The organism is Bacillus sp. A260 (assembly GCF_009861435.1).
Lineage (GTDB): Bacteria > Bacillota > Bacilli > Bacillales > Bacillaceae_G > Bacillus_A > Bacillus_A cereus.
Genome location: NZ_CP046398.1, coordinates 3,160,450 through 3,183,630, shown reverse-complemented (window position 1 = coordinate 3,183,630; position 23,181 = coordinate 3,160,450). Strand labels below are relative to the sequence as shown.

Genomic DNA, 23,181 nt, shown 5'->3' with positions numbered 1-23,181 from the left:
AAATGAGTAAAAAGAGTGCAAAAATTGCACTCTTTTTTTATTGAATAGACTATAAAATGTTTCTGTTTATATTATGACTTTTAAATTACTTTAGACGAGCTAAAGAACTGATTAACAGTATTAAAGTTTGACATAAAATAATGGATTCTATATTATATATGCTATAGCATGTAAATTACGATTTATTTAGAGGTGGCATATGGACTTATATGAGTTAACAGGACATCTTGTTCATCATACGGATGTGAAGTTAACAAATTATATAATGTAAGTTTTTAATCACATATTGCTTATAAAATTTATCCTTTGTATGCTATAGCATACAAAATACACCTCTTAACTTGTAATGTTCAAAATTTAAATAACATAGTAGAAAATTCATGAAGCGAGGAGATTTTAGTAATGGAAAAATTCATATTAGCGTTTGATAGAGAACTTGTAATTGCAGAAAAAAAAGACTCAACATGGAGCGTCCAATCGCAGTTTGTAGGTGCGAATCCGGTTGCATTAGCTTCAGATCCATACGATCCAGAAAGAATGTATTGTGGTACCTTTGACAGGGGATTATGGAGAAGTAAAGATGGAGGAAGTTCATGGGAAGCGATTGGTGCGTTACCTTCCTTTGGTGAAGTGTTCCCAGCAAATGCTATTCATATGAGAGCTATTACAGCAGTTTCTGTATCTCCAGCGAAGGGGGATGACGGTAACGGGATTGTATATGTAGGAACTGAACCGAGCGCAATGTTCGTATCCAAAAATGGAGGAGACAGTTTTGAGCTGCTAACTGATTATCGACAAATGCCATCATATTCATCATGGTTCTTTCCTCAAAGAACATATACACACCATGTAAAACATATTGAAATTGATGCTAATAATCCAGAAACTATTTATACGACTATTGAGGTAGGCGGATTAATTAAAAGTGTAGATGGAGGTAAGACATGGACTGAGGAAAAAGAGGGGAACTATCCTCAAGATATTCACATTCTTACATCACATGGCGATGCGCCAAATCGTTTATACGGGGTGTTAGGTGATTCATTCTTGAAAGAACCAGGTCAAGAGTATGCGGAGAGTAATGATGGAGGTAAGACTTGGAACTATATGTGTAGCGGGCTAAAGCATCATTACGCATATCAAATGGCAGTTAACCCAAATGATCCAGAAAATATTATTATCGCGACATCTTCAAATCCACACGTAGCGCATGATTACAATAATGGAAATTGTGAATCATTTATTTATAAGAAAGAAAAAAATCAGTCTTGGGCAGAAATGAATGTAGGTTTACCAACTCCTAAAGGCACAATCATACCAGTATTAAAGGCAACAAGTGATGGAACGTTTTATCTGTTTAGCAATAAAGGAGTGTATCAGTCAGTAGACGGTGGTTCAAATTGGACATCATTAGAGATTCCTTGGGAGAATAGATTTATGGAACAACATCCTTATGAGATGTTAATTATTAAATAAGTGACAGGTATAGTTTTTACTACTATTCATTGGTAATGTTTAGTTGAATTTAAATTAAAAATGTAAAAAGCCAGGTAATGTGTTATTCATGCTACCTGGCTTTTTTGACCAGCAATTTAAGGTTATTTTCATATTTGTGTAAATATGAAACAAGCAGGATACATGAATAGAGAATGGGTAAAATAATACCGAATGATCACTAGATTGTATCAATGATGCTATAAGTGTTTTTTTAGGGAAACTGAAGCAAGAAGCAGTGGTTTAGATTCAGAATGACTAGCAATTGGTGTTATGGTGTTCAATGGTTCAAAAATGAACTCATTTCAACTCATATTATCTTCGCAATGTATCATTTTGAAGAATATTAAAACTTAGGAGGAAATGAATTATGACAAAAGATTTCTATACTGCACTGAAAGAAAGACGTACTTATTATGGAATTAACAAAGAGGTACAAGTATCGGATGAAAAAATTAAAGAAATTGTGGAGTTTGCTGTGAAATATACTCCATCAGCTTTCAATTCTCAAACTGCGCGATTAGTTGTATTATTTGGTGAAGCTCATGATAAATTATGGGATATTACAACTGAAACATTAAGAAAAGTAGTTGGAGATGGAGATTTCTCAGGAACGCAACAAAAAATGGATTCTTTTAAAGCTGGTTATGGAACAGTACTATTCTTTGAAGATGAGGCTATCGTTAAATCGCTTCAAGAAAAATTTGCTGCATATGCTGAAAACTTCCCAATTTGGTCACACCAAGCATCAGGTATGCACCAATTAGTCGTGTGGACAGGTTTAGAAGCAGAGGGATTAGGGGCATCTTTACAACATTATAATCCATTAATTGACGATGAGGTAAAACAAGAATGGAATGTTCCTGCTAATTGGAAACTAATTGCACAAATGCCATTTGGTAATCCAACAGCTGCACCAGGTGAAAAAGAATTCCAACCACTTGAAGAGCGTGTGAAATTTCATAAGTAATATTCAAATGCAATAAAATGGAAATTTAATTAGTGGTGGTCTTACTGTCCGCAAATAGCGGGATAAGCTAACTGTATTGCGAAAATAAAACTGTTTAGTTACAAAAATTCTATTTATTATTTCTGTTAATCGAGTATGTATTAATAAAAGTTGTTAAAATCACTATTTTAATCTTTAAAGGAACAAGGTGATCGGTTTGATCATCTTGTTTCATTTCTTAAATTTTATTTTATTCATTAAAAAACGCTAGCTTTTCATAAATGCTTGAAAAACTAGCGTTTTAATAATAGGTATCTGTAATTTGATTACTTAAAACTATATACGAAAAAGCTTTTATGTTATTCCTCAAGTTCTATCCATTCCTGTGACCATTCTTCTATTCCGCGAATAATAGCTTCTAAAGCAAATCCTTTTTGAGTTAAAGAATATTCTATACGAACTGGTGTCTCAGGAAAGACTTTACGTTCGACAATTCCTTCTAGTTCTAATTCTTTCAATCTTTCTGAAAGTAATCTTCCGCTAACAGGAAGAGAAGATTCAAGCGTACAAAAGCGCTGAGATCCAGAAAAAAGTTGGTAAATAATTAGTGCTGTCCATCGTTGGCTAAAAAATTTCATTCCTTTTTCAAAGCGAGGGCATAATGTAGAATCATTCATTTTCCTTCACCTCCTAAAACAAATTATATAACATCTTACTATTAGTAACAAATGTTTTTATAATTAATTACTTGACGTAAATTGATTACGAATGTATACTCACTTACATAAAGTAACTAAGTTGTTTTATGTAACTAAAACTCTTTTCTTTAAATGGCCAAAGTTGTAATGATACATATTGCATATAAGCTGAGAGAAAAAAGAATAGCATCTGTAAAAACACTTACGTTGTGTAAGTTAAACAATAAAAAATATAACAATGGAAGAGAATTTTTAGAGATTCTCAATACTAGGAGGTACCTAATGGTTACAACAGATACAATTCATATGTTAGAAGATAAAATTCAATTTATACATCAAGATGGAAAGGATATTTATTTAGTAGGACCTATCAAATTGCCAATTAATTTATATGGGGAGACTAAAATTTTCCAATGGTATTCTTGGTTACAATGTAGTGAGGTTACAAATAGTGTAGAAGGAATTATCAAAAAACTCTCCTCTATTAATTTAGCTGATATGCAGCAATCTAGTGTGCTTGTATATGGTGATTTTGAGAATTCTGAAGATGCCCTAATTCGTATGCATAGTATTTGTCACACCGGTGATATCTTTGGTAGTAAACGTTGTGACTGTGGATTCCAATTAAAGCAGTCTTTACAAATGATTACAGAACATGGTTCAGGTGCTTTATTTTACTTAGCGAATCATGAAGGAAGAGGAATTGGTTTGTTTAGTAAAGCAATGACGTACCTCTTGCAAGAAAATGGGTTAGATACAGTAGAAGCTAATCTGAACCTAGGCTTTGAAGATGATGTTCGAAACTATGATGATACAATTGAAGTATTAAAAGCGCTACGCTCAAAACCTGTAAAACTTATTACAAATAATCCAAAAAAATTAGAAGCGTTACAAAAAGCTGGATTAAATGTTACGAGTCGTGAACCGTTATGGGGTGATATCTCAGAGTTTAATGAGAAATATTTGCAAACGAAGATTCAGCGTTCTGGACATTTTGAAGGGGGACACTTACATGCTTGAGCATGAATTGTATATGAAGCTAGCACTAGAAAATGCCAAGGCTATGAAGGGACAAACGACTCCAAATCCATTGGTTGGATCTGTAATTGTAAATGATAATCGAATTGTAGGGGTCGGAGCACATATGAAGGCCGGAGAACCACATGCCGAAATACATGCGATACGTATGGCTGGAGAACAGGTACGTGGTGCTACAATCTATGTAACTCTTGAACCTTGTTCTCATCATGGTAGAACAGGGCCTTGTGCTGAAGCAATTGTACAAGCAGGAATTAAGAAGGTAGTAGTTGCTACACTTGATCCAAACCCGCTTGTTTCTGGACGTGGAATTAAAATTCTACAAGATGCAGGTATTGAAGTACTTGTAGGAGTGTGTGAAGAAGAATCTAAAAAAGTGAATGAAGTATTTAATAAATATATTTTGACAAAGCGTCCATTTGTAACGATTAAATCAGGAGTTACATTAGACGGTAAAATCGCTACGTCTTCATCGGATAGTAAGTGGATTACATCTACAGAAGCAAGACAAGAAGTACACCAAATACGAAACGAAAATGCGGCTATTTTAGTAGGAGCGAATACTGTTCAAAAGGATAATCCATCATTGACAACGCGTATTCCAAATGGACGAAATCCAATTCGAATAATATTGGACTCGACATTACGCATACCGATGGAAGCTAATGTTGTTACAGATGGAGAAGCTCCTACCTGGATATTTACAACAAGTAATCATGCAGCGAAAAAAAAGATAGCATTAGAAAATGCAGGAGTTAAAGTATTTGTTACTAGCGGAGAAAAGCATATAAACTTACATGAAATGCTTGATGTTTTAGGGCAAAAAGGAGTTTCCTCCCTGCTTATTGAAGGTGGTGGAGAGGTAAATGCTTCGTTTATTGAAAATAAATTGATGGATAAACTTATATTATATGTCGCACCAAAAATTATTGGGGGCAGATTGGCGCCTAGCTTTGTAGAGGGGACTGGTATTACTAAAATGCAAGATGCAATTGAATTTAAGGATGTATCATTTACCCAGGTTGGAAAAGATTATAGATTTATTGGCTATCCAGAATATCGGAAAATATAAGGAGAATAAAAGCTACTTATATGTTCCGATAAATGGATTGCAGAAAGGAGCGATGAAGAGTGAAGTTTGGATTTGATATCGATGATACATTAATTGATTTAAGGCAGCATGCTTTTCATTTATATAATAAGAAATTAAACAAAAAAGTAGGATTGGATGTATTTCATTCTTTAAAAACAATTGAAATTCATGAAGCATTTGGCATGACTTCGGAGGAAGGCAGTCATATGTGGAATAGTTTGCTGGATGAGATTTATTATACTTCTTGTTCACCGTTTCCATATGCAGTAGAGACATTACAAGAATTAGAAAAACAGGGACATGAAATATACTATATAACAGCACGGCCTAAAGAACATGGAGAGCAAACAAAAAAATGGTTAATAGAAAAAGGTTTTCCGGTACATGAAGATCGCTTTTTCTATGGAATGAAGGATGAAGAAAAAATACACTTCATACAAGAAATAAAATTAAACTATTTCTTTGATGATAAGCCGGCAGTCTTAGAAACGTTAATAGGAAAACCGATAAATGTGTATGCAAAAACTACTTCTTACAATCAACATCTCAATATCCCGCGGATTACAAGTTGGACGGAGTTAGGAGATATTATAAAGAAAGAAATGTGAGGATTTAACTGGCAAATCAAATAGAGCTAAGAGTATATTGAGTGTTACAATTTTAGAGGAAAGACATAGGTGTTATGTCTTTCCTTATTTTTTAATACTATCGTTTTTATTAGTGTGATGTGCTAGGAGTACTTCTAATAGAGAGGAAATAGAAAAATGAGCAATAAGAAAAATATTTTTAAGCTAGTCTTGTATGGTAGTGTAATTTATACATCAATGATGGGTTCCCCTGGTGCCACAATATTTTTGGATATTTTGGATGAGAAGTTCAAGAATTAATAGGGTGTGTTCATAATCATGAATTTTTGGAAAACCAAAATTACAATGTTAGGTTATTTTGAATCAGTAGTGGATGATATGCAAAATTGCATATTACAAAATAAACATCGTAATTTTTGGATTCTTGGTATAAAATACATTACTTAAACTATATATTAGAATGGAGAAAGTGAATTGGAATTATTAAGAAACAGTAAGGTTGGTACAAAACTAAACATATTAATAACTATATCAAGTATTGCATGTATAGTATTATCCCTAATAGGGTTTTGGGGATTAGAAAGAGGGAAAAGTACTTCCTCTAATATGTATGAGGATAATTTACTACCAATTGAGTGGATTGGTATTGTAGAATCTAATTTTTATCATGTTAATATGAACTTTATGGAAAATATGGTATCAAAAGATGAAAAAAGAATGAATGAATTAATAAGAGAAATGGACGGAATTCGTCAGGAAAATGATTATCTTTTAAAGCAGTTTGAGGCTAAAGTTATTTCTACTAAAGAAAAAGAATTATATAACACGTTTTATGAAACATTTAATAAATTAAGAACTCAAATGAAGAAAGCGCAAGAATTAGGGAAATCTAATAATGAGGAAGCATATGCATATTACCTAAAAGAGATTGAACCTAATATGCAAAAATCAATAAAATCAATTCGTGAATTAATTTTATATAATAGTAATAATGCAGAGCTTTTACAGAAGGAAAATAATAATAGTGCTCAAAATACAATGATAATGTTTGTTAGTATTTCGCTTTTAGCAATTTTGATAATTATATTAATTGGATATATTATTAAATTAACTATCCGAAAACCACTTGTGTTACTACAAAATGATATGGAAAAAGTAGCAGCTGGAGATTTAACAACACGTACTCCTTATAAAGCAAATAATGAATTAGGGCATATTGTTCAGTCTTTTAATAGTATGTTAGATAACCTTCAACAATTAATTGCGAATGTTAAGATGACAACACAAGAGGTTATTTCTACTACGGAGGGCGTATTACAAGATACAAATCGAGCGTCTAGTATTTCAAATGAGGTTGTACAGACTGTTTTAGAAGTAAAAACAAAAATAGAAGGACAGGTAACTAGTATTCAGGAGAGCTCATCCTCAATGGAAGAAATTACAACAGGGGTGCAAACTGTAGCTGAATCTTCAGCAGTAGTCGCTGAGGTAGCAGTAACGACTACAGAACGAATAAATATCGGTAGTGAAGTGATAAATCACTCTATTCTTCAAATGAATAGTGTGCATGATGTTGTCGAGGAAACATCAAAAGTAATAAATAAACTTGTTACACGTACACAACAGATTGATACAGCTCTCGCTGCAATTACTAATATTGCCGAACAAACGAATCTTCTTGCCTTAAATGCCGCTATTGAAGCGGCACGTGCTGGAGAGAATGGGAAAGGATTTGCAGTGGTTGCCGCAGAAGTTCGAGACTTGGCTGAGCAATCTAAAGAATCTGCAAAGGAAGTGAATCATTTAATAAAATCCATTCAACAAGATACTCAAGATACAGTTAATGTCATGCGAAAAGGCCAACAGAAGGCAGTAGAAGGAAAAGAAGCTGCCCACAAAGCGAATCAAACCTTCTTGTCTATTATGAGAGATATTGATAAGATTACAAGTCAAATTCAAGAAGTATCCGCAGCGACAGAAGAGATGTCTGCTGGTACAGAAGAAGTAAATGCTTCTCTTTCGCTAGTTTCTGAAACTGCAACGGATGTAAAAAAAGAGACTCTTCAAACAGTAAAATCAATTCAATCACAAGCTGTATCAATTGAACAAATATCAATTCAATCTAACAAAATGAAAGAAAAGGTGGAAGAATTAACGGAACTGGTTTCAAAATTTAATATTACAGAATAAGATAATTTATTCAATTACAAATGTAATAACATGTATGAAAACACATGAAGACTTAAGGGGCTTCGTGTGTTTTTTTATTGAATAATGTATGAAATAATATTGGATCATTTCACGGTATTTCAAAAATTTCGGTTTTATATCCATATATGCAAAATTACATATATTTAATGATTGATAATCATGAGCTAATGTAACTATAATAATTACACTAATAAGTAACTTACTGACGACAGTTATAAGTAAAGAAGGAGGGTTTTATTGTATTTTGTATATAAAAAATAGAAAAGGAGATATGTAAATGAAAAGGCTACTTGTTATAGGCATCATGTATACAATGTTTTTCCTCATAGGAAATATACACTTACATGCTGATGAACGAACAAATGTAAAAGAAATTACTAGTTTAGAAGAGCCTACTTGGATATTTCAGGCGGGCATAAGTAAGGGTAAATATCACGATCGACAAGATTTAGGATTTATTTTGCAGAGAAATACACCATTAAAGGTAAGACAAACGAATCCTAATTTTAAAGACAAATTAACATTACGTTTATTGTCTAATGACTCTAAAAATGAAAAATCCATACAAGTAGGAAATGAATGGATTACCATTCAAGGTGATACGCCTTTAGTTCCTTTCATAGATACTCCGTATGGTGAAGAGCACGCTGTACTTGAGTACCAACTAGGGAATGAAAGTGCTACTAAACCTCTTCCGATTTATAAACAACAAGGAAGTGTATCTCAATTTTTTAGTACATGGGATCAATTTGATGGAGAGTATGCGTTAATTCAAGGGGAGAGTTTTCAATTATTTGTACCTAAAAAAGATAAAGAGTTAGTAAGATCTTTAAAAGATTTTCAATCGTTGGATGAGTTAATTGCATATTATGAAGATATTTTTGCGATGTATGATTCAATTATTGGTTTAGATGGCTCAACGGTTGAAAATAAAAAAAGTCAAAATCGTTATTTCTTAAAAGCAGATATATCTGGTGCTGGCGGTGCCTATTATGGCGCAAATTGGACAGCCAATAGTACAGATAGTACAAAGATGTGGTTAGATAAACTAAGTTGGGGAACTTTACATGAAATCGCTCATGGATACCAAGCTGGTTTTGATAATCAAGGAATATTTACAGGAGAAGTTTCTAATAATCTATTTGGTGTTCAATATCAATATAGTAAATACGGCAAAAAAGCAGATCAAGTTGGTTGGTTATTTAATTTTGGGAAGAAGGAACAGGTAGAACGGAATTTATACAATGCTTTAATGAAAGAAAATAAAAATTATGATGATTTAGATTTGCGACAAAAACTTATTCTTTTAACGATGGCGAAACAAAAAGCTGGCGATGAAGCTTTTGCAAAAATGTATCAAGGTTATCGAAAACTAGCTAGTAATGCTGCTTTTAAAAAAGGTGACCATTCTTTACCAGATTTAATGAATCAGTATTATAGCGAGAATGTACAAGTTGATTTTACACCCGTTTTTGAAAGATGGGGCTTTAAGCTTAATCATAAACAAATAGAGATGAATAGGGCGAAAGGTTATCCGGCAGTTACTTCTTTAGCGTATATAGTGCCTGAATCACAATTAGCTAAGGCGAGAGCTCTAGTTGATCCTGATATTCCGATAAACTCTAACTTTGAAATAGTTACGAATCAGCAAATTGCTTCACTTGGGTTAAAAGGGAATTTGCATATCCATTTAAATACAAATGAAATAGATACATTGAAAGGAAGAAAGATTAAATTAAAAGAAGGGAATACAGTTGTTCAAGAAAAAACAATTGAAACAGCAGATATCAATTTACAAGACGTACCAAATGGGGTTTATACGGTTGAAATTTCAGGTGAGAAAATGGATAGAATGTATCATTTCCGTTCGTATTATGCCTATGTAAAGGAAAAGGATAATAGTCTAACGATTGATGTTAACGAAATGAAAGTGAGCAATTTGGTAAATGAAACGATTCAATTCCTAGGATTAGGAGATGATCAGTTTGCCGAATTAAATACAGACTTAGAGCAAAAGCGGGCTGTTTTTACGGTTACTACTAAAACGCCTCATAGCTATTATGCAGATGAAAAATACGCATCAATAGAGGTGTTTAATGAGAAAGGTGAAAAAATTTATACGAAGGAAATGGAAGGGACAAATGTAACGATTGTAAAAGATACTATTCCACTAAAAGAAGGATATAAAATTAAAATCTATCATGATGAAATAAAAAAACGATTAACTAGTAAAGCTACTATTATTAATCCTATGAATAAAACAAATGAATTTATAATGACAAAATGGGGACTGAAAAATACTTATTTAAAAAATAATCCAGAAGAAAATCTTATGAAAAGAATTGATGAAGAAATGGAAGAAATTATAAGTAATCCGGTTTTAAAAGAGATACCAATGCAAAAATTAGAAATGAAAAAGAATGTGTGGATGGCAATAAATATGTTATCAGAACCACAAAAAATAACGTATATGAATAAATATAAAGATAGCTTATATAATGAGTAATTTTTGAGAAATGAAATGAATCTAAAAGTAACGACGCAATCTATCTATATTATGAGGAATCACAATTCATAAACAGTAGATAAACATAGATAGTTTGAAATATCTATGTTTCCAATTCTGAAAAACATTTATTTAACTTAATAATAAGATTAAAAAGGAGTAAAAATATGAAGAATTTCGTAAAGGTAGGTTTAACTACAGGAGTGGTGTTATCGGCGATTATGCCTTATGGAGGAGTACATGCGGCAACAGAAGATTTAAAAGTGGACACAAAGGAGGATACGTTCCGAACAGGTAATTTAACAGCACCTTCTCAAAATTCGGCAGAAAATGTAGCAAAGGATGCACTAAAAGGAAAAACAGAACAAGCATTATCATCAAAGCAAGTTAATACGGAATCCAAAGTTAATTATAATGTTACGCAAAGTCGTAAATCTTATGATGGTACTACATTGGTACGTCTTCAACAAACGTATGAAGGACGTGATGTATACGGATATCAACTAACAGCACATATTAATGATGATGGTGTACTTACGAGCGTTTCGGGGGATAGTGCCCAAGATCTACAACAACAGGAAGATTTGAAACAACCTATTACTTTATCAGAAGAGGATGCAAAGAAACAGCTTTTCAACATCTATGGAAATGATCTTACATTTATTGAAGAACCAGAAATTAAACAAGTAGTATATGTAGATGAAAATACAAATAAAGCTACAAACGCATATCAAATTACTTTTAGTGCATCTACACCTGAATATGTATCTGGTACAGTATTAATTGATGCTTTTGGTGGTAATCTATTAAAAGAACTCGTTCAAAAATTAGGTATACAAGTAGATAGTAGTATTGTCCAATCTGCGACAGTAAATAAATCACAAGATCCTTCAAAATTAACAGGTACAGGAAAAGATGACTTAGGTATTAATCGTACGTTTGGAATTACGCAGCGAAGTGATGGAACGTACATGCTTGCAGATTATTCTCGTGGTAAGGGAATTGAAACATATACTGCTAATTATAAAGATTATAATAATTATAGAAGAAATGTATGGGGTTATCTCGATGATTTAGTAACAAGTAATTCTACAAATTTTACAGATCCTAAAGCAGTTAGTGCCCATTATTTAGCAACGAAAGTATATGATTTTTATCAAGAAAAATATGGCCGTAACAGCTTTGATAATAACGGACAAAAAGTAATTTCTGTCGTTCATGGTTGGAACACAAATGGTACGAATAAAGGGAATCCTAAGCAGTGGTTTAATGCATTTAGTAATGGGGCTATGCTGGTATATGGAGATCCAATTGTTAGAGCATTTGATGTGGCAGGACATGAATTTACACACGCGGTTACAAGAAATGAGTCTGGACTTGAGTACGCAGGAGAAGCTGGTGCAATTAATGAAGCGTTATCTGATATTTTAGGAGTAGCAGTTGAAAAGTATGCAAATAACGGAAAGTTCAATTGGACAATGGGAGAACAATCTGGTCGTATTTTTAGAGATATGAAAAACCCATCATCTATCTCTTCTAGATATCCGGAGGACTATAGACATTATAATAACTTACCTATTGATGCTGACCACGATCATGGTGGTGTACACACGAACTCTAGCATTATTAATAAAGTAGCTTACTTGATTGCTAGTGGTGGAAACCATAATGGAGTAAACGTACATGGCATTGGAGAAGATAAAATGTTTGATATTTTCTATTATGCAAATACGGATGAATTAAATATGACTTCTAACTTTAAAGAATTAAAAGAAGCTTGTATTCGTGTAGCAACGAACTTATATGGTAAAGACTCATTAGAAGTACAAGCTGTCCAACAAGCCTTTAAAGCAGCTTATATTTAATAATATTGCGATGAATTATAAACCCTTTTATTTTAATATAGTGATTAATTTGTGTGTATAGGCAAAAACCTTGTAGAATTTTTCTGCAAGGTTTTTTTGAATGTTATCCCGCTATTTGCCGGGCAGTAAGACCCCGCCCTAAAATTCAGCGGAAGAAAAGAAGTTAGGTGGGGGTCGGGCTGATTAAAGTTTCACTTTATGTTATATGGTTTTTAGTTAATTAGGATAAAAAATAATCCTATAACTGTATGTAAGAATGTGTAATTTTACACTCTTTTTTATGATAGAAAAGGATACTACGTTAGTAAATATAAAAAGTTAGAAATTATAGTATATAGGGCACTTTTTTGTTCCTATGGAACTTTAAAGTGCGTAATTTTCTTTCTAGTTAATATAGATCATAATGGTATTTACTGGTTGGTTTTAGCTTTACTCTGCTGTTGATGTGATTTTTTAACATGACAATGATTAGAATCAGAATTATTGAGTAGATCTAAATGATGATAATTTCGATTTTTAATTCAGTACAGAGTGCAATAGCTACATAATTTTCGTTTATACTCTTTCGAAAAAAGGGTGGATCTGCTTATTTTCTGTTAAAGATAAGAGAAGTGAACCACAATATAAACGTAATTATTTATTCCAACGTAAGTCAATCATGTAGCACATGAATTTGGAGGGATCTATATGCATATGCAATTAAAAGGGAAAACAGCACTGGTTACTGGATCTACGGCAGGCATTGGAAAAGCAATTGCCACTTCATTAGTAGCGGAAGGAGCTACTGTACTTATTAATGGACGCCGTGAAGAAAATGTTAATCAAACGATAAACGAAATTCGAGCGCAGTATCCGGATGCTATTCTTCAACCTGTAGTAGCTGATTTAGGAACAGAACAAGGGTGCCAAAATGTGATTGAAAAGTACCCTGAAGTAGACATTCTTATTAACAACTTAGGAATTTTTGAACCTGTAGAATATTTTGATATCCCTGATGAAGATTGGTTTAAATTGTTTGAAGTCAATATTATGAGTGGTGTTCGACTTACTCGCTCGTACTTGAAAAAAATGATTGAAAGAAAAGAAGGAAGAGTCATCTTTATTGCTAGCGAAGCAGCTATTATGCCATCTCAAGAAATGGCTCACTATAGTGCGACTAAAACGATGCAACTCTCACTTTCTCGCAGTTTAGCTGAGCTGACGACAGGAACGAATGTGACTGTTAATACTATAATGCCTGGTTCGACTTTAACGGAAGGAGTGGAGACTATGTTAAATAGTCTTTATCCTAATGAGCAATTGACAATAGAAGAAGCTGAGAAGCGATTTATGAAAGAGAATCGACCAACCTCTATTATTCAAAGACTTATTCGACCAGAAGAAATTGCCAATCTTGTCACGTTCTTAAGCAGCCCACTTTCTTCAGCAATTAATGGTTCCGCGTTGCGAATAGACGGGGGATTAGTACGTAGTGTGTTTTAAAAAATTAAAAACAACATAATATTCTGTTGAAGGTAAAGATGGTAAGGCAAATGAGTTGTATTTTATCTATTAATGGAAATATATAAAAAGCAAATTGCGACATGCAAACAGCCGAATTTTCTACTATAAGAAAAATTCGGCTGTTCTTTTTTTACTTGTTGTAAAGGATGGAAAGCTTTTAAGATTGTGGCACGCCTCTTAAGACAAAGATAAGGCGAAGCAATCCCGCTGTTATTTGTATTATTTAGTGAAAGTTACCAAACGTTTTTCAACACTATTTTCCCAATTGCTTTATTTGACTCCAAATATTCATGTGCTTGTGCAACTTCATCAAACGTAAAAAGTTTAGAATCTAGCAATGGTCGAAGGTGTCCTTCTTCTACTATTTGCGTTAGTTTAGTTAAAATTTCCCCGCAAGCGTCACGTTTATCTGTATGTAATATTTTTAACGCCATAAAAGTAACGTGCAGAGAGAGTCCTTTTGCGTGTAAAGGAGAGAGGTCATGGGTTGAACGAGCTGCAATTGTTACGACAGTTCCGTTGACCGCAGCAGCTTCAAAAGAATGATCAAGATTCTTGCCGCCTACTGTATCAAATATAACTTCAAATCCGTTTCCGTTCGTATGTTTTTGTACATATTCTTGAACAGATTCTTCTTTATAATTAATAGCTATGTCGGCTCCTAGACGATGGGCGATGTCTATTTTGCTTTGCTGAGAAGCGGTTGTAAAAACTTTAGCGCCTGCCCATTTAGCTAGTTGAATGGCTACGTGTCCTACGCCACCAGTAGCTCCATGAATGAGAATATTTTGACCAGGTTTAATATTTGCACGATCAAATAAAGATTCCCAAGCTGTAATTGCAACTAATGGTAGAGCAGCTGCTGCTTCCATTGTTAAATTTTTAGGTTTGTGAGCAATTAATCGTGCATCAGCAAGCATAAATTCTGCAAGTGCACCTCCAGTTTCTTTAAAACCTCCGGCACATCCGTATACTTCATCCCCACATTTAAATTTCGAAACACCTTCTCCTACTTCAATAACAATACCAGCTACATCGCCGTGTAATATAGCTGGAAACTCAGGAGCGACTGCTGAAACGGCACCACTACGCATTTTTGTATCGATTGGATTTACACTTGTTGCTTTTACATCGATTAGAACATGACCTGGTAAAAGTTTTGGTTTTGAAACTTCTTCTAATTGAAATACAGATGAACCCCCAAAAGAATGGATAATTTGTGCTTTCATAGTTTATACCTCCTGTTTGTGGTTATAGCATAGCAAAGTACGAAAAATAAGTATAATATTTTGAATTTGGTTAGTAACAATTTTATATAAAGAAAGGGAAAGTACGTGAAATAATGAAATGTATTTGCAAAAGCAACAGTACAGCTTTTTGAAGAAAGGATAGATGTTATTTTTGCAGCACGATTTATTCATTATGTTTATTACTACTCACTTAGTATAGGTACTTTAAAGTGCCTACATCACTTTAAAGTACGTACTGTTATTCATGTTATGGCCGATTTATAATAACACTCGTAGCACAAAGAAAGTTATAACGATTACAATCGGCAACAATGTGGTGTTGCAGTGTTGCTTATGAATTTTGAGAAGAAATATGAAAAGTATAGATTGATATGAATGAGGGAAAGTGAGTGAAACACATGGAAAAGTTTGCGAACCATTTTGGATATAATCGTATGTTTGCGAAAGATCAACTTACGTTAGGAGTTCACATTCCGATTGAAAATTATCAGTTTCATGCTCCAACGATGGAAAAACAAGTAGAGTTAGTACAAAAAGCGGAACAATACGGTTTTACAGGTGTATGGCTTCGCGATGTATTGCTGCAAGACCCTGATTTTGGTGATCCTGCAACAGGTCAAATTTACGATATGATGATTTATTTAACGTATTTAGCAAGCAAAACAGAGAAAATCGCATTTGGAACGTCGGCAACTGTATTGTCACTTCGTCATCCATTGCGTGTAGCAAAAGAAATTGCTACATTGGATCAACTATTTCCAGAAAGAATTATGCTTGGCGTTTCATCCGGTGACAGACGTGCTGATTTCAAGGCGTTAGGTGTTAGTCATGAAACAAGAGGTGAAAAGTTTAGAGAAGCGTTTGCTTACTTGGAAGAAATTTTGTATAAAAACTTCCCGTCTATCCAGTCGACACTAGGAGAAGTTCATGGTGCGAATTTAGTTCCAAAACCGTCTAAACGTGTTCCAACCTTTATTACAGGTTTTAGTCAGCAAAATATGGAATGGTTTGCTGAACATGGAGATGGATGGATGTATTATCCACGTAGTCCGGTGCATCAGGCGGGAGCAATTGGACAATGGAGAGAACTAGTAGAGGATTATCATCCAGCTGTATTCAAACCATTTATCCAACCGATGCATTTAGATTTATCTGAAGATCCAAATGAACGTCCTACACCGATACGTTTAGGTTACCGTACAGGGCGTAAGGCACTAATTGAATTACTTGATATATATAAAAGTATTGGTGTGAATCATTTATTCCTTGCTCTATTTGATGGTCAACGTCCAGCTGACGAAGTATTGGATGAGCTAGGAGAAGAAGTGCTACCGCATTTCCCAGCCTTGTAAAGGAGTGAAAAGAATGAAAGCAATAGGACTTATGCAATATGGAGATAAAAGTGTACTACAAGAGATTGAAATGCAGACACCGCTATTGGGAGACAACGATGTACTGATTGAAGTATATGCAGCTGGTGTAAATCCTGTGGATTGGAAAATACGTGAGGGTTTACTTCAAGACGTAATTTCTTATGACTTCCCGCTCGTTTTAGGATGGGATGTTGCAGGTGTAGTTGCTGCTATAGGAAAAAACGTTACCGCATTTAAAGTGGGGGATGAAGTATATAGTCGTCCAGATATTGAACGAAATGGTACTTATGCAGAGTACGTGGCTGTAGATGAGAAGTATGTAGCGAAAAAACCGAGAAATCTATCTTTTGAGGAAGCAGCATCAATCCCTCTAGTAGGTTTGACAAGTTGGCAAAGTTTAGTAAAATTCGCTAATGTTCAAAAGGGTAATAAGGTTTTAATTCATGCTGGATCTGGCGGGATTGGTACGTTTGCTATTCAACTAGCAAAAAGCTTCGGTGCATATGTTGCAACTACGACTAGTACGAAAAACATGCAATTTGTAAAGGATCTAGGCGCTGATACTGTCGTCGATTACAAAACGAAAGACTTTTCTTTGCTTTTGCATAATTACAATATTGTATTTGATGTGTTAGGTGGGGATGTACTAAAGAATAGTTATAAAGTACTTGCACCAAATGGAAAGTTAGCGTCTATTTATGGTCCGAAAGGTATGAAAATTCCGCAAACCGAGATATCAAGAGAGAAAAATATTGAGAGTGACCATATATTTACTGAACCTAACGGATATGAACTTTCTCTTATTACAGAATTAATTGAGAGCGGGAAGATTAAACCTGTTGTCACGCATGTGTTGCCTTTACATGTAGAAGGTGTAAAAAAAGCACACCACATAAGTGAGTCAGAACGTGCTCTTGGGAAAATTGTATTGAAGAAACATTGGTAAAGTATGAGGTTTTAGAGACAGTATTGTGCTAAGTAGCGAATGAACTTATATATTCTATTCTAGCAATTGTTTTAAAAGGGAGAGAACAAATGGATTCAATGACATTTCTTTTACCCCGCATTAACAGGCAGTAAGACCCCCACCTCAAAATTCAGCGATATCATAGAAGTTAGGTGGGGGCAACTGCCTGTAAAAGCCCGATTGGTTCAACTAATAATCAGTGGGGATGAACAAAACCCCCACTGATTAAAGTTTCACTTTATCCGGAGCGACAGGGGATTTAGCGAAACGCAAAATTTATCCTGCTTTATATAAGCTATTTAGTAATCAAAATATACCACAATCTATTTCGATTATCGGTATCGGCAGAAGGGTAATGTCAGATGTGGAATTTCAAACAAAGGTAGAACAATCCCTTGCTACATTTTCTAGAAGATCTACTGATGATGAATTAGGAGTAGAAGAATTTATTAGCACATTTCGTTATTGTCAATTAAATACAGCGAATATAGAGGACTATCAAGATTTGTTGCGTCTTGTAAAGAGGCGTGAAACAGAATTAAACATTCCTGAAAACCGCATGTTTTACCTATCTGTTATACCAGAAGTATTTGATGTCATTGCTTTAAATATTAAGGAAAGTGGATTGTGGGCTACAAAAGGATTGAACCGTCTTATTATAGAGAAGCCTTTTGGTTATCATGTAACGTCTGCTCGTGAGTTTAATGGAAAAATGATTGAAGATTTTGATGAAACTGACATTTGTTATATCAATCATTATCTTTGAAAATGAATGGTAATTAGGAATACACTTAGAAAAGCATTACGAAATAAATAGTATGTAATGCAAGACATTTTTATTGACGATAATAATTTATATGGTTAATATACTAGACATAAGATTATTTAATTACTAAAAGTAATTGGATATACATTTGTTTGTTGAGTTCGATAAATAAGTAATCTGTGGTAGAAGTGCTTTGAATTGCCACTATTAATATTGGGGACAATTAGAAAGCGAAAGGTATAAAAGGAATTGGAATTTGATAACTCTTTGTTTTTTTTATAAAAACAGGGGCTTCTGTACAATTCATTTTTAAAATATTGACAAGGATTATACAACAAGAGGGGGACTGAAATTGGAATCAATGACCTTTGTTTTATTTGGAGCGACAGGGGACTTAGCGAAACGCAAAATTTACCCCGCACTATATAACTTATATAGAGATCAAAAGCTTCCAAAGCAAATATCCGTTATCGGGCTTGGGAGACGTCAAGTATCTCATGTGGATTTTCAAGAAAGAATAAAAGAATCAATAGAGACGTTTTCCCGTCATAGAGAAGAAGGTACTCCAGAACTCGAAGTTTTTTTAGATAACTTTCGCTATTGTCCATTAGATGTGAGTAAGCCGGAAGACTATGAGAGATTATTACAAGTCGTTCGTGAAAGGGAAGAAGAGCTACATATAAAAGGTAATAGAATGTTCTATCTTTCCGTTGCTCCTGAATTTTTCGAGACGATTGCTTTAAATATTAAGGAAAGCGGACTTGATAAAACGGATGGATGGAAACGCCTAATGATTGAGAAACCGTTTGGGCACGACCTTGCATCTGCTCGTGAGCTGAATGATAAACTTAGTCGCACGTTTGAAGAAGACGAGATATACCGTATTGATCATTATTTAGGTAAACCGATGATTCAAAATCTTGAAGCACTAGAATTTGCAAATCCTGTTCTCCAGTCTATTTGGAATAAAGAACATATAGCGAACGTACAAATCACAGCTAGTGAAACAGTTGGGGTTGAAGAAAGAGCAGGATATTATGATCAGGCAGGAGCCATTCGAGATATGGTTCAAAATCATATGTTACAAATATTAATGATGACTGCTATGAATCTGCCGGAAAAGGTTAATGCATGTGAAATTCGAGAGGAAAAGCGAAAGGTAATGGAGACGCTTCGTAAAGTGAAAAAAGAAGACGTTCAAAACCATATCGTTCGCGGTCAATACGTTTCAGGAGAAATAAAAGGCGGACAAGTTGTAGCGTATAAAGAGGAGCCAGGAGTAAATCCTTCTTCTAACATAGACACATTTGTTGCTGCTCGCCTGTGGATCGATAATCCATTTTGGACTGGCGTTCCATTTTATATACGAACAGGTAAACGAATGAAAGAAAAGTCTACTCGTATTGTAATCGAATTTAAAAATACGTTAAAACAGCAATATCAAGATAGTAATCCAAATGCAGCACCTAACTTATTAATAATTGAAATTAGTCCAGGTGAGAACGTTTCATTACAGTTAAATAGTAAAAATCCATTGAAAAATGGAGAAATTGAACCGATGCGTATTAACTTTACTTGTGAGCAAGCGGATGTGGGAGTACCTGAAGCGTATGAAAGACTCATTCATGATGCGGTGAGTGGAGACGCTACATTCTTTGCACATTGGAGAGAAGTTGAATTGTCATGGGAATGGGTACAACCAATTCTTGAAGCATTCGAGGAGAACTTATTACCACTTCATGAATATGAGTCTGGTTCATATGGTCCAGATGCGTCTAATGAATTATTGCAAGAAAGTGGATTTAAATGGTGGTTAGATCAAGAGACGGAAAAATAAGTACTTTCTTTCATGAAAGCATGTAGGGGGACGATTACTATGACACAAAACATAAATCAATTAGCAGTGAATACAATTCGTACATTATCAATTGATGCTATTAATGCGGCAAATTCAGGTCATCCAGGTCTTCCGATGGGAGCAGCACCGATGGCTTATGCATTATGGGCGAATCATTTAAATCACAATCCTAATCATCCGAAATGGTTTAACCGTGATCGATTCGTTTTATCAGCGGGACACGGATCGAGCCTACTGTATAGCTTACTTCATTTAGCTGGATATGACGTTTCAATTGATGACTTGAAAAACTTCAGAAAGTTAAATAGTAAAACACCAGGACATCCTGAGTTTGGTCATACTCCTGGAGTTGAAGCGACGACAGGCCCGTTAGGACAAGGGATTGCGAATGCTGTCGGAATGGCAATGGCAGAAGCGCATTTAGCAGCGAAGTTCAATAAGGATGGTCACTCTATTATAGATCACAATACGTACGCTTTAGTCGGAGATGGTGACTTAATGGAGGGTGTCGCTTATGAAGCGATGTCAATGGCAGGACATATGAAACTTGGCAAGTTAATTGTACTGTATGATTCAAATGAAATTTCACTTGATGGTGAATTAGGCATTGCTTTCTCTGAAGATATTCAGAAAAGGGCAGAATCTGTACATTGGCAATATGTAAGAGTTGAAGATGGAAACGATGTCGATGCTATTACAAAAGCTATTCAATCAGCGAAAGAAAATACGGATCAACCTACTCTTATAGAAATTAGAACCATTATAGGTTATGGAAGTCCAAAAGTTGCTGGAACGAACAAAGCACATGGTAATCCGCTTGGAGTAGAAGAAGCGACAGCGACAAAACAAGTGTATGGTTGGCATTATGAGGAAGACTTCTTTGTGCCTGAAGAAGTAACAGCTCATTTTAATGAACTGAAACAAAAAGGTATTGAAAAAGAAAATGACTGGAATGAGCAGTTCAACTCATACAGAGAGTCGAATCCTGCACTAGCAGATGAATTAGAAAAAGCGATTACAGGTGATGTTTTAATTGAAGCGAAAGACATTCTATCTTTTGATACTGAAAAAACGATTTCCACTCGTGTTGCAAGTGGGGAAGCTATTAATCATTATGTGAAATCGATTCCTTCTATTTTCGGTGGAAGTGCGGATCTTTCTCATTCTACGATGACAGATATAAAAGGTGAAGCAGTATATGCAGTAGAATCATATGCTGGACGAAATATATACTTCGGTGTACGTGAACATGCAATGGGCGCGGCAGCGAATGGACTGGCTCTCCACGGAGGAGTAAAACCTTTCGTAAGTACATTCTTTGTATTTAATGATTACCTTCGTCCATCGATTCGACTGGCTGCACTGCAAAATTTACCTGTTACTTACGTATTTACACATGATTCGATTGCTGTAGGAGAAGATGGTCCAACGCATGAACCAATTGAACAATTGGCAGCGCTTCGAGCAATTCCTGGTTTAACAGTTATCCGTCCGTCAGATGCAAATGAAACAGCAAGTGCTTGGGCGTATGCTTTACAGCAAACGGATGGTCCAGTCGTTTTAGTACTGAGCCGTCAAAATTTACCGGTGTTTAATGAAACGAAAGCGAACATAGAGAATCTCTCTAAAGGAGCTTACGTATTAACACAAACAAATGAAAATCCGGATGTAATTTTAATTGCGACAGGTTCTGAAGTATCCTTAGCTGCTAGTGCGAAAGCAAAATTAGAAGAAGAACAAGTTTCTGTTCGCATCGTTGCAATGCCGAGCTGGGAGTTATTCGATCGCCAATCGAACGAATATAAAGAATCCGTTCTTCCGTCTTCTATAACGAAACGAGTATCTCTTGAGATGGGTGTATCTCTCGGGTGGGAACGTTATGTAGGACAAGAAGGAAAAGTACTATCAATTGAAACATTTGGAGCTTCAGGAACTGGAACTGAAGTCATGAATCTATTTGGATTTACGACAGAAAATGTTGTTCAAATTACAAAAAATGTGTTGAATTCTTAAGCTATGACTGTGAATACCTTTCTGTACATACTAACATTTCAGTGCTGAAAGGTATTCCAGATTGTAGTGATATGAATTTTTAATAAAAGATGATTTGAGGAGGAATTATATTATGCAAGTAGGATTAATTGGGTTAGGTAAAATGGGATTAAATTTAGGGAAAAATTTAATGGATCATAAACATGAAGTAGTAGCATTTGATTTAAATACGAGCGCAGTAGAAGAAATGAAAGAGTACGGGGCAACGGGTACATCTAGTTTAAGTGAACTTGTTCAGTCATTACAATCACCAAGAATTCTTTGGGTAATGGTACCACACGCTGTTGTTGATTCTGTTATTGATGAGGTTACACCACTTTTATCAAAAGGAGATATTCTAATTGAAGCTGGTAATTCACATTATAAAGAGTCTATCCGCCGATATGAGCAATTAAAGAAAGATGGCATTCACTTTATGGATGCAGGAACTTCTGGCGGAATGGAAGGCGCTCGTAATGGTGCTTGTTACATGATCGGAGGAGATCAAGAAGCTTGGGACATCGTTGAACCTATCTTCCGCGATACTGCTGTAGAAAATGGATTCTTATATGCTGGAAAAGCTGGTAGTGGTCACTTCTTAAAAATGGTTCATAACGGAATTGAATACGGTATGATGGCTGCTATTGGTGAAGGATTTGAGATTCTAGAGAAAAGTGAATTTGACTACGATTATGAAAAAGTATCAAGAGTATGGAACAACGGTTCAGTCATTCGTTCTTGGTTAATGGAATTAACAGAAAATGCATTTTCTAAAGATGCAAAACTGGATGAAATTAAGGGTGTTATGCATTCTTCTGGTGAAGGAAAATGGACAGTAGAAACAGCATTAGACCTTCAAACAGCAACTCCTGTTATCGCAATGTCTCTATTAATGCGCTACCGCTCATTAGACAATGATACATTTACAGGAAAAGTTGTAGCAGCTCTGCGTAATGAATTTGGCGGACATGCAGTAGAAAAGAAATAAAGTG

16 protein-coding genes and 1 pseudogene are annotated in these 23,181 nt (G+C 34.7%); 15 read left to right on the top strand and 2 right to left on the bottom strand.

What is annotated here, in order from left to right:
* Positions 1–402: 402 nt before the first annotated feature.
* On the top strand, positions 403–1,476 hold the full coding sequence (locus GD442_RS15985; RefSeq protein ID WP_159365129.1) for a WD40/YVTN/BNR-like repeat-containing protein: 1,074 nt from the start codon (positions 403–405) through the stop codon (positions 1,474–1,476).
* 388 nt (positions 1,477–1,864) lie between these two features.
* Positions 1,865–2,464 (top strand): nitroreductase family protein, encoded by a 600-nt coding sequence (locus tag GD442_RS15980; RefSeq protein WP_000158938.1) that lies wholly within the window; start codon positions 1,865–1,867, stop codon positions 2,462–2,464.
* A gap of 338 nt (positions 2,465–2,802) precedes the next feature.
* Here GD442_RS15980 and GD442_RS15975 read toward each other — a convergent pair whose 3' ends face one another.
* On the bottom strand, positions 2,803–3,120 hold the full coding sequence (locus GD442_RS15975) for a winged helix-turn-helix transcriptional regulator (RefSeq protein ID WP_001000104.1): 318 nt from the start codon (positions 3,118–3,120) through the stop codon (positions 2,803–2,805).
* A gap of 303 nt (positions 3,121–3,423) precedes the next feature.
* Between GD442_RS15975 and GD442_RS15970 the strand changes: the two genes are divergently transcribed.
* The 7 genes from GD442_RS15970 to GD442_RS15940 all read left to right on the top strand — a co-directional run bounded on the left by GD442_RS15970 (position 3,424) and on the right by GD442_RS15940 (position 13,923).
* Positions 3,424–4,161, top strand: a complete 738-nt coding sequence (locus tag GD442_RS15970) for a GTP cyclohydrolase II (protein ID WP_000258858.1) — start codon at positions 3,424–3,426, stop codon at positions 4,159–4,161.
* A complete protein-coding gene (ribD, locus tag GD442_RS15965; RefSeq protein ID WP_000889439.1) occupies positions 4,154–5,251 on the top strand; it encodes a bifunctional diaminohydroxyphosphoribosylaminopyrimidine deaminase/5-amino-6-(5-phosphoribosylamino)uracil reductase RibD in 1,098 nt (365 codons plus the stop codon). The genes GD442_RS15970 and ribD overlap by 8 nt, the downstream gene beginning before the upstream one ends.
* A 59-nt stretch (positions 5,252–5,310) precedes the next feature.
* Positions 5,311–5,880 (top strand): 5' nucleotidase, NT5C type, encoded by a 570-nt coding sequence (locus GD442_RS15960; RefSeq protein WP_000668224.1) that lies wholly within the window; start codon positions 5,311–5,313, stop codon positions 5,878–5,880.
* A gap of 453 nt (positions 5,881–6,333) precedes the next feature.
* Positions 6,334–8,049 carry a methyl-accepting chemotaxis protein gene (locus GD442_RS15955; RefSeq protein WP_000422017.1) on the top strand — a complete coding sequence of 572 codons (1,716 nt, stop codon included), beginning with the start codon at positions 6,334–6,336 and terminating at the stop codon, positions 8,047–8,049.
* A 298-nt stretch (positions 8,050–8,347) separates the two neighbouring features.
* Positions 8,348–10,576, top strand: a complete 2,229-nt coding sequence (locus GD442_RS15950; protein WP_000826225.1) for a putative mucin/carbohydrate-binding domain-containing protein — start codon at positions 8,348–8,350, stop codon at positions 10,574–10,576.
* A 167-nt stretch (positions 10,577–10,743) separates the two neighbouring features.
* Positions 10,744–12,441 (top strand): M4 family metallopeptidase, encoded by a 1,698-nt coding sequence (locus tag GD442_RS15945; protein ID WP_000788189.1) that lies wholly within the window; start codon positions 10,744–10,746, stop codon positions 12,439–12,441.
* Between the two features lie 687 nt (positions 12,442–13,128).
* Positions 13,129–13,923 carry an SDR family NAD(P)-dependent oxidoreductase gene (locus tag GD442_RS15940; protein ID WP_000551092.1) on the top strand — a complete coding sequence of 265 codons (795 nt, stop codon included), beginning with the start codon at positions 13,129–13,131 and terminating at the stop codon, positions 13,921–13,923.
* A gap of 254 nt (positions 13,924–14,177) precedes the next feature.
* On the opposite strand, the gene GD442_RS15935 is transcribed toward GD442_RS15940, so the two are convergent.
* Complete coding sequence (locus tag GD442_RS15935; RefSeq protein WP_000647269.1) at positions 14,178–15,173, bottom strand: zinc-dependent alcohol dehydrogenase family protein; 996 nt, start codon at positions 15,171–15,173, stop codon at positions 14,178–14,180.
* A 419-nt stretch (positions 15,174–15,592) separates the two neighbouring features.
* On the opposite strand from GD442_RS15935, the gene GD442_RS15930 reads away from it, so the two are divergent.
* The 6 genes and pseudogenes from GD442_RS15930 (at position 15,593) to gnd (ending at position 23,177) form a co-directional block, all read left to right on the top strand.
* On the top strand, positions 15,593–16,546 hold the full coding sequence (locus tag GD442_RS15930) for an LLM class oxidoreductase (protein WP_000410336.1): 954 nt from the start codon (positions 15,593–15,595) through the stop codon (positions 16,544–16,546).
* Positions 16,547–16,559: 13 nt separating this feature from the next.
* Positions 16,560–17,513 (top strand): NADP-dependent oxidoreductase, encoded by a 954-nt coding sequence (locus tag GD442_RS15925; protein WP_000643799.1) that lies wholly within the window; start codon positions 16,560–16,562, stop codon positions 17,511–17,513.
* Between the two features lie 250 nt (positions 17,514–17,763).
* Positions 17,764–18,300, top strand: a pseudogene (locus GD442_RS15920) (glucose-6-phosphate dehydrogenase); the annotation flags it as partial.
* A 352-nt stretch (positions 18,301–18,652) separates the two neighbouring features.
* Entirely contained in the window at positions 18,653–20,137 is a 1,485-nt protein-coding gene (gene zwf, locus GD442_RS15915; RefSeq protein WP_000445365.1) for a glucose-6-phosphate dehydrogenase, read from the top strand.
* Positions 20,138–20,176: 39 nt separating this feature from the next.
* A complete protein-coding gene (gene tkt / locus GD442_RS15910; protein ID WP_000193012.1) occupies positions 20,177–22,171 on the top strand; it encodes a transketolase in 1,995 nt (664 codons plus the stop codon).
* 112 nt (positions 22,172–22,283) lie between these two features.
* Positions 22,284–23,177: a phosphogluconate dehydrogenase (NAD(+)-dependent, decarboxylating) gene (gnd, locus tag GD442_RS15905; protein ID WP_001195925.1), complete on the top strand. Its 894-nt coding sequence runs from the start codon at positions 22,284–22,286 to the stop codon at positions 23,175–23,177.
* The last annotated feature ends 4 nt before the right edge of the window (positions 23,178–23,181 follow it).

Coding starts and splice junctions, on each gene's coding strand:
- GD442_RS15925 (WP_000643799.1), top strand. CDS start 16,560: ATGAAAGCAATAGGACTTATGCAATATGGAGATAAAAGTGTACTACAA.
- GD442_RS15945 (WP_000788189.1), top strand. CDS start 10,744: ATGAAGAATTTCGTAAAGGTAGGTTTAACTACAGGAGTGGTGTTATCG.
- GD442_RS15985 (WP_159365129.1), top strand. CDS start 403: ATGGAAAAATTCATATTAGCGTTTGATAGAGAACTTGTAATTGCAGAA.
- GD442_RS15940 (WP_000551092.1), top strand. CDS start 13,129: ATGCATATGCAATTAAAAGGGAAAACAGCACTGGTTACTGGATCTACG.
- gnd (WP_001195925.1), top strand. CDS start 22,284: ATGCAAGTAGGATTAATTGGGTTAGGTAAAATGGGATTAAATTTAGGG.
- GD442_RS15970 (WP_000258858.1), top strand. CDS start 3,424: ATGGTTACAACAGATACAATTCATATGTTAGAAGATAAAATTCAATTT.
- tkt (WP_000193012.1), top strand. CDS start 20,177: ATGACACAAAACATAAATCAATTAGCAGTGAATACAATTCGTACATTA.
- GD442_RS15935 (WP_000647269.1), bottom strand. CDS start 15,173: ATGAAAGCACAAATTATCCATTCTTTTGGGGGTTCATCTGTATTTCAA.
- GD442_RS15930 (WP_000410336.1), top strand. CDS start 15,593: ATGGAAAAGTTTGCGAACCATTTTGGATATAATCGTATGTTTGCGAAA.
- GD442_RS15980 (WP_000158938.1), top strand. CDS start 1,865: ATGACAAAAGATTTCTATACTGCACTGAAAGAAAGACGTACTTATTAT.
- GD442_RS15975 (WP_001000104.1), bottom strand. CDS start 3,120: ATGAATGATTCTACATTATGCCCTCGCTTTGAAAAAGGAATGAAATTT.
- ribD (WP_000889439.1), top strand. CDS start 4,154: ATGCTTGAGCATGAATTGTATATGAAGCTAGCACTAGAAAATGCCAAG.
- GD442_RS15950 (WP_000826225.1), top strand. CDS start 8,348: ATGAAAAGGCTACTTGTTATAGGCATCATGTATACAATGTTTTTCCTC.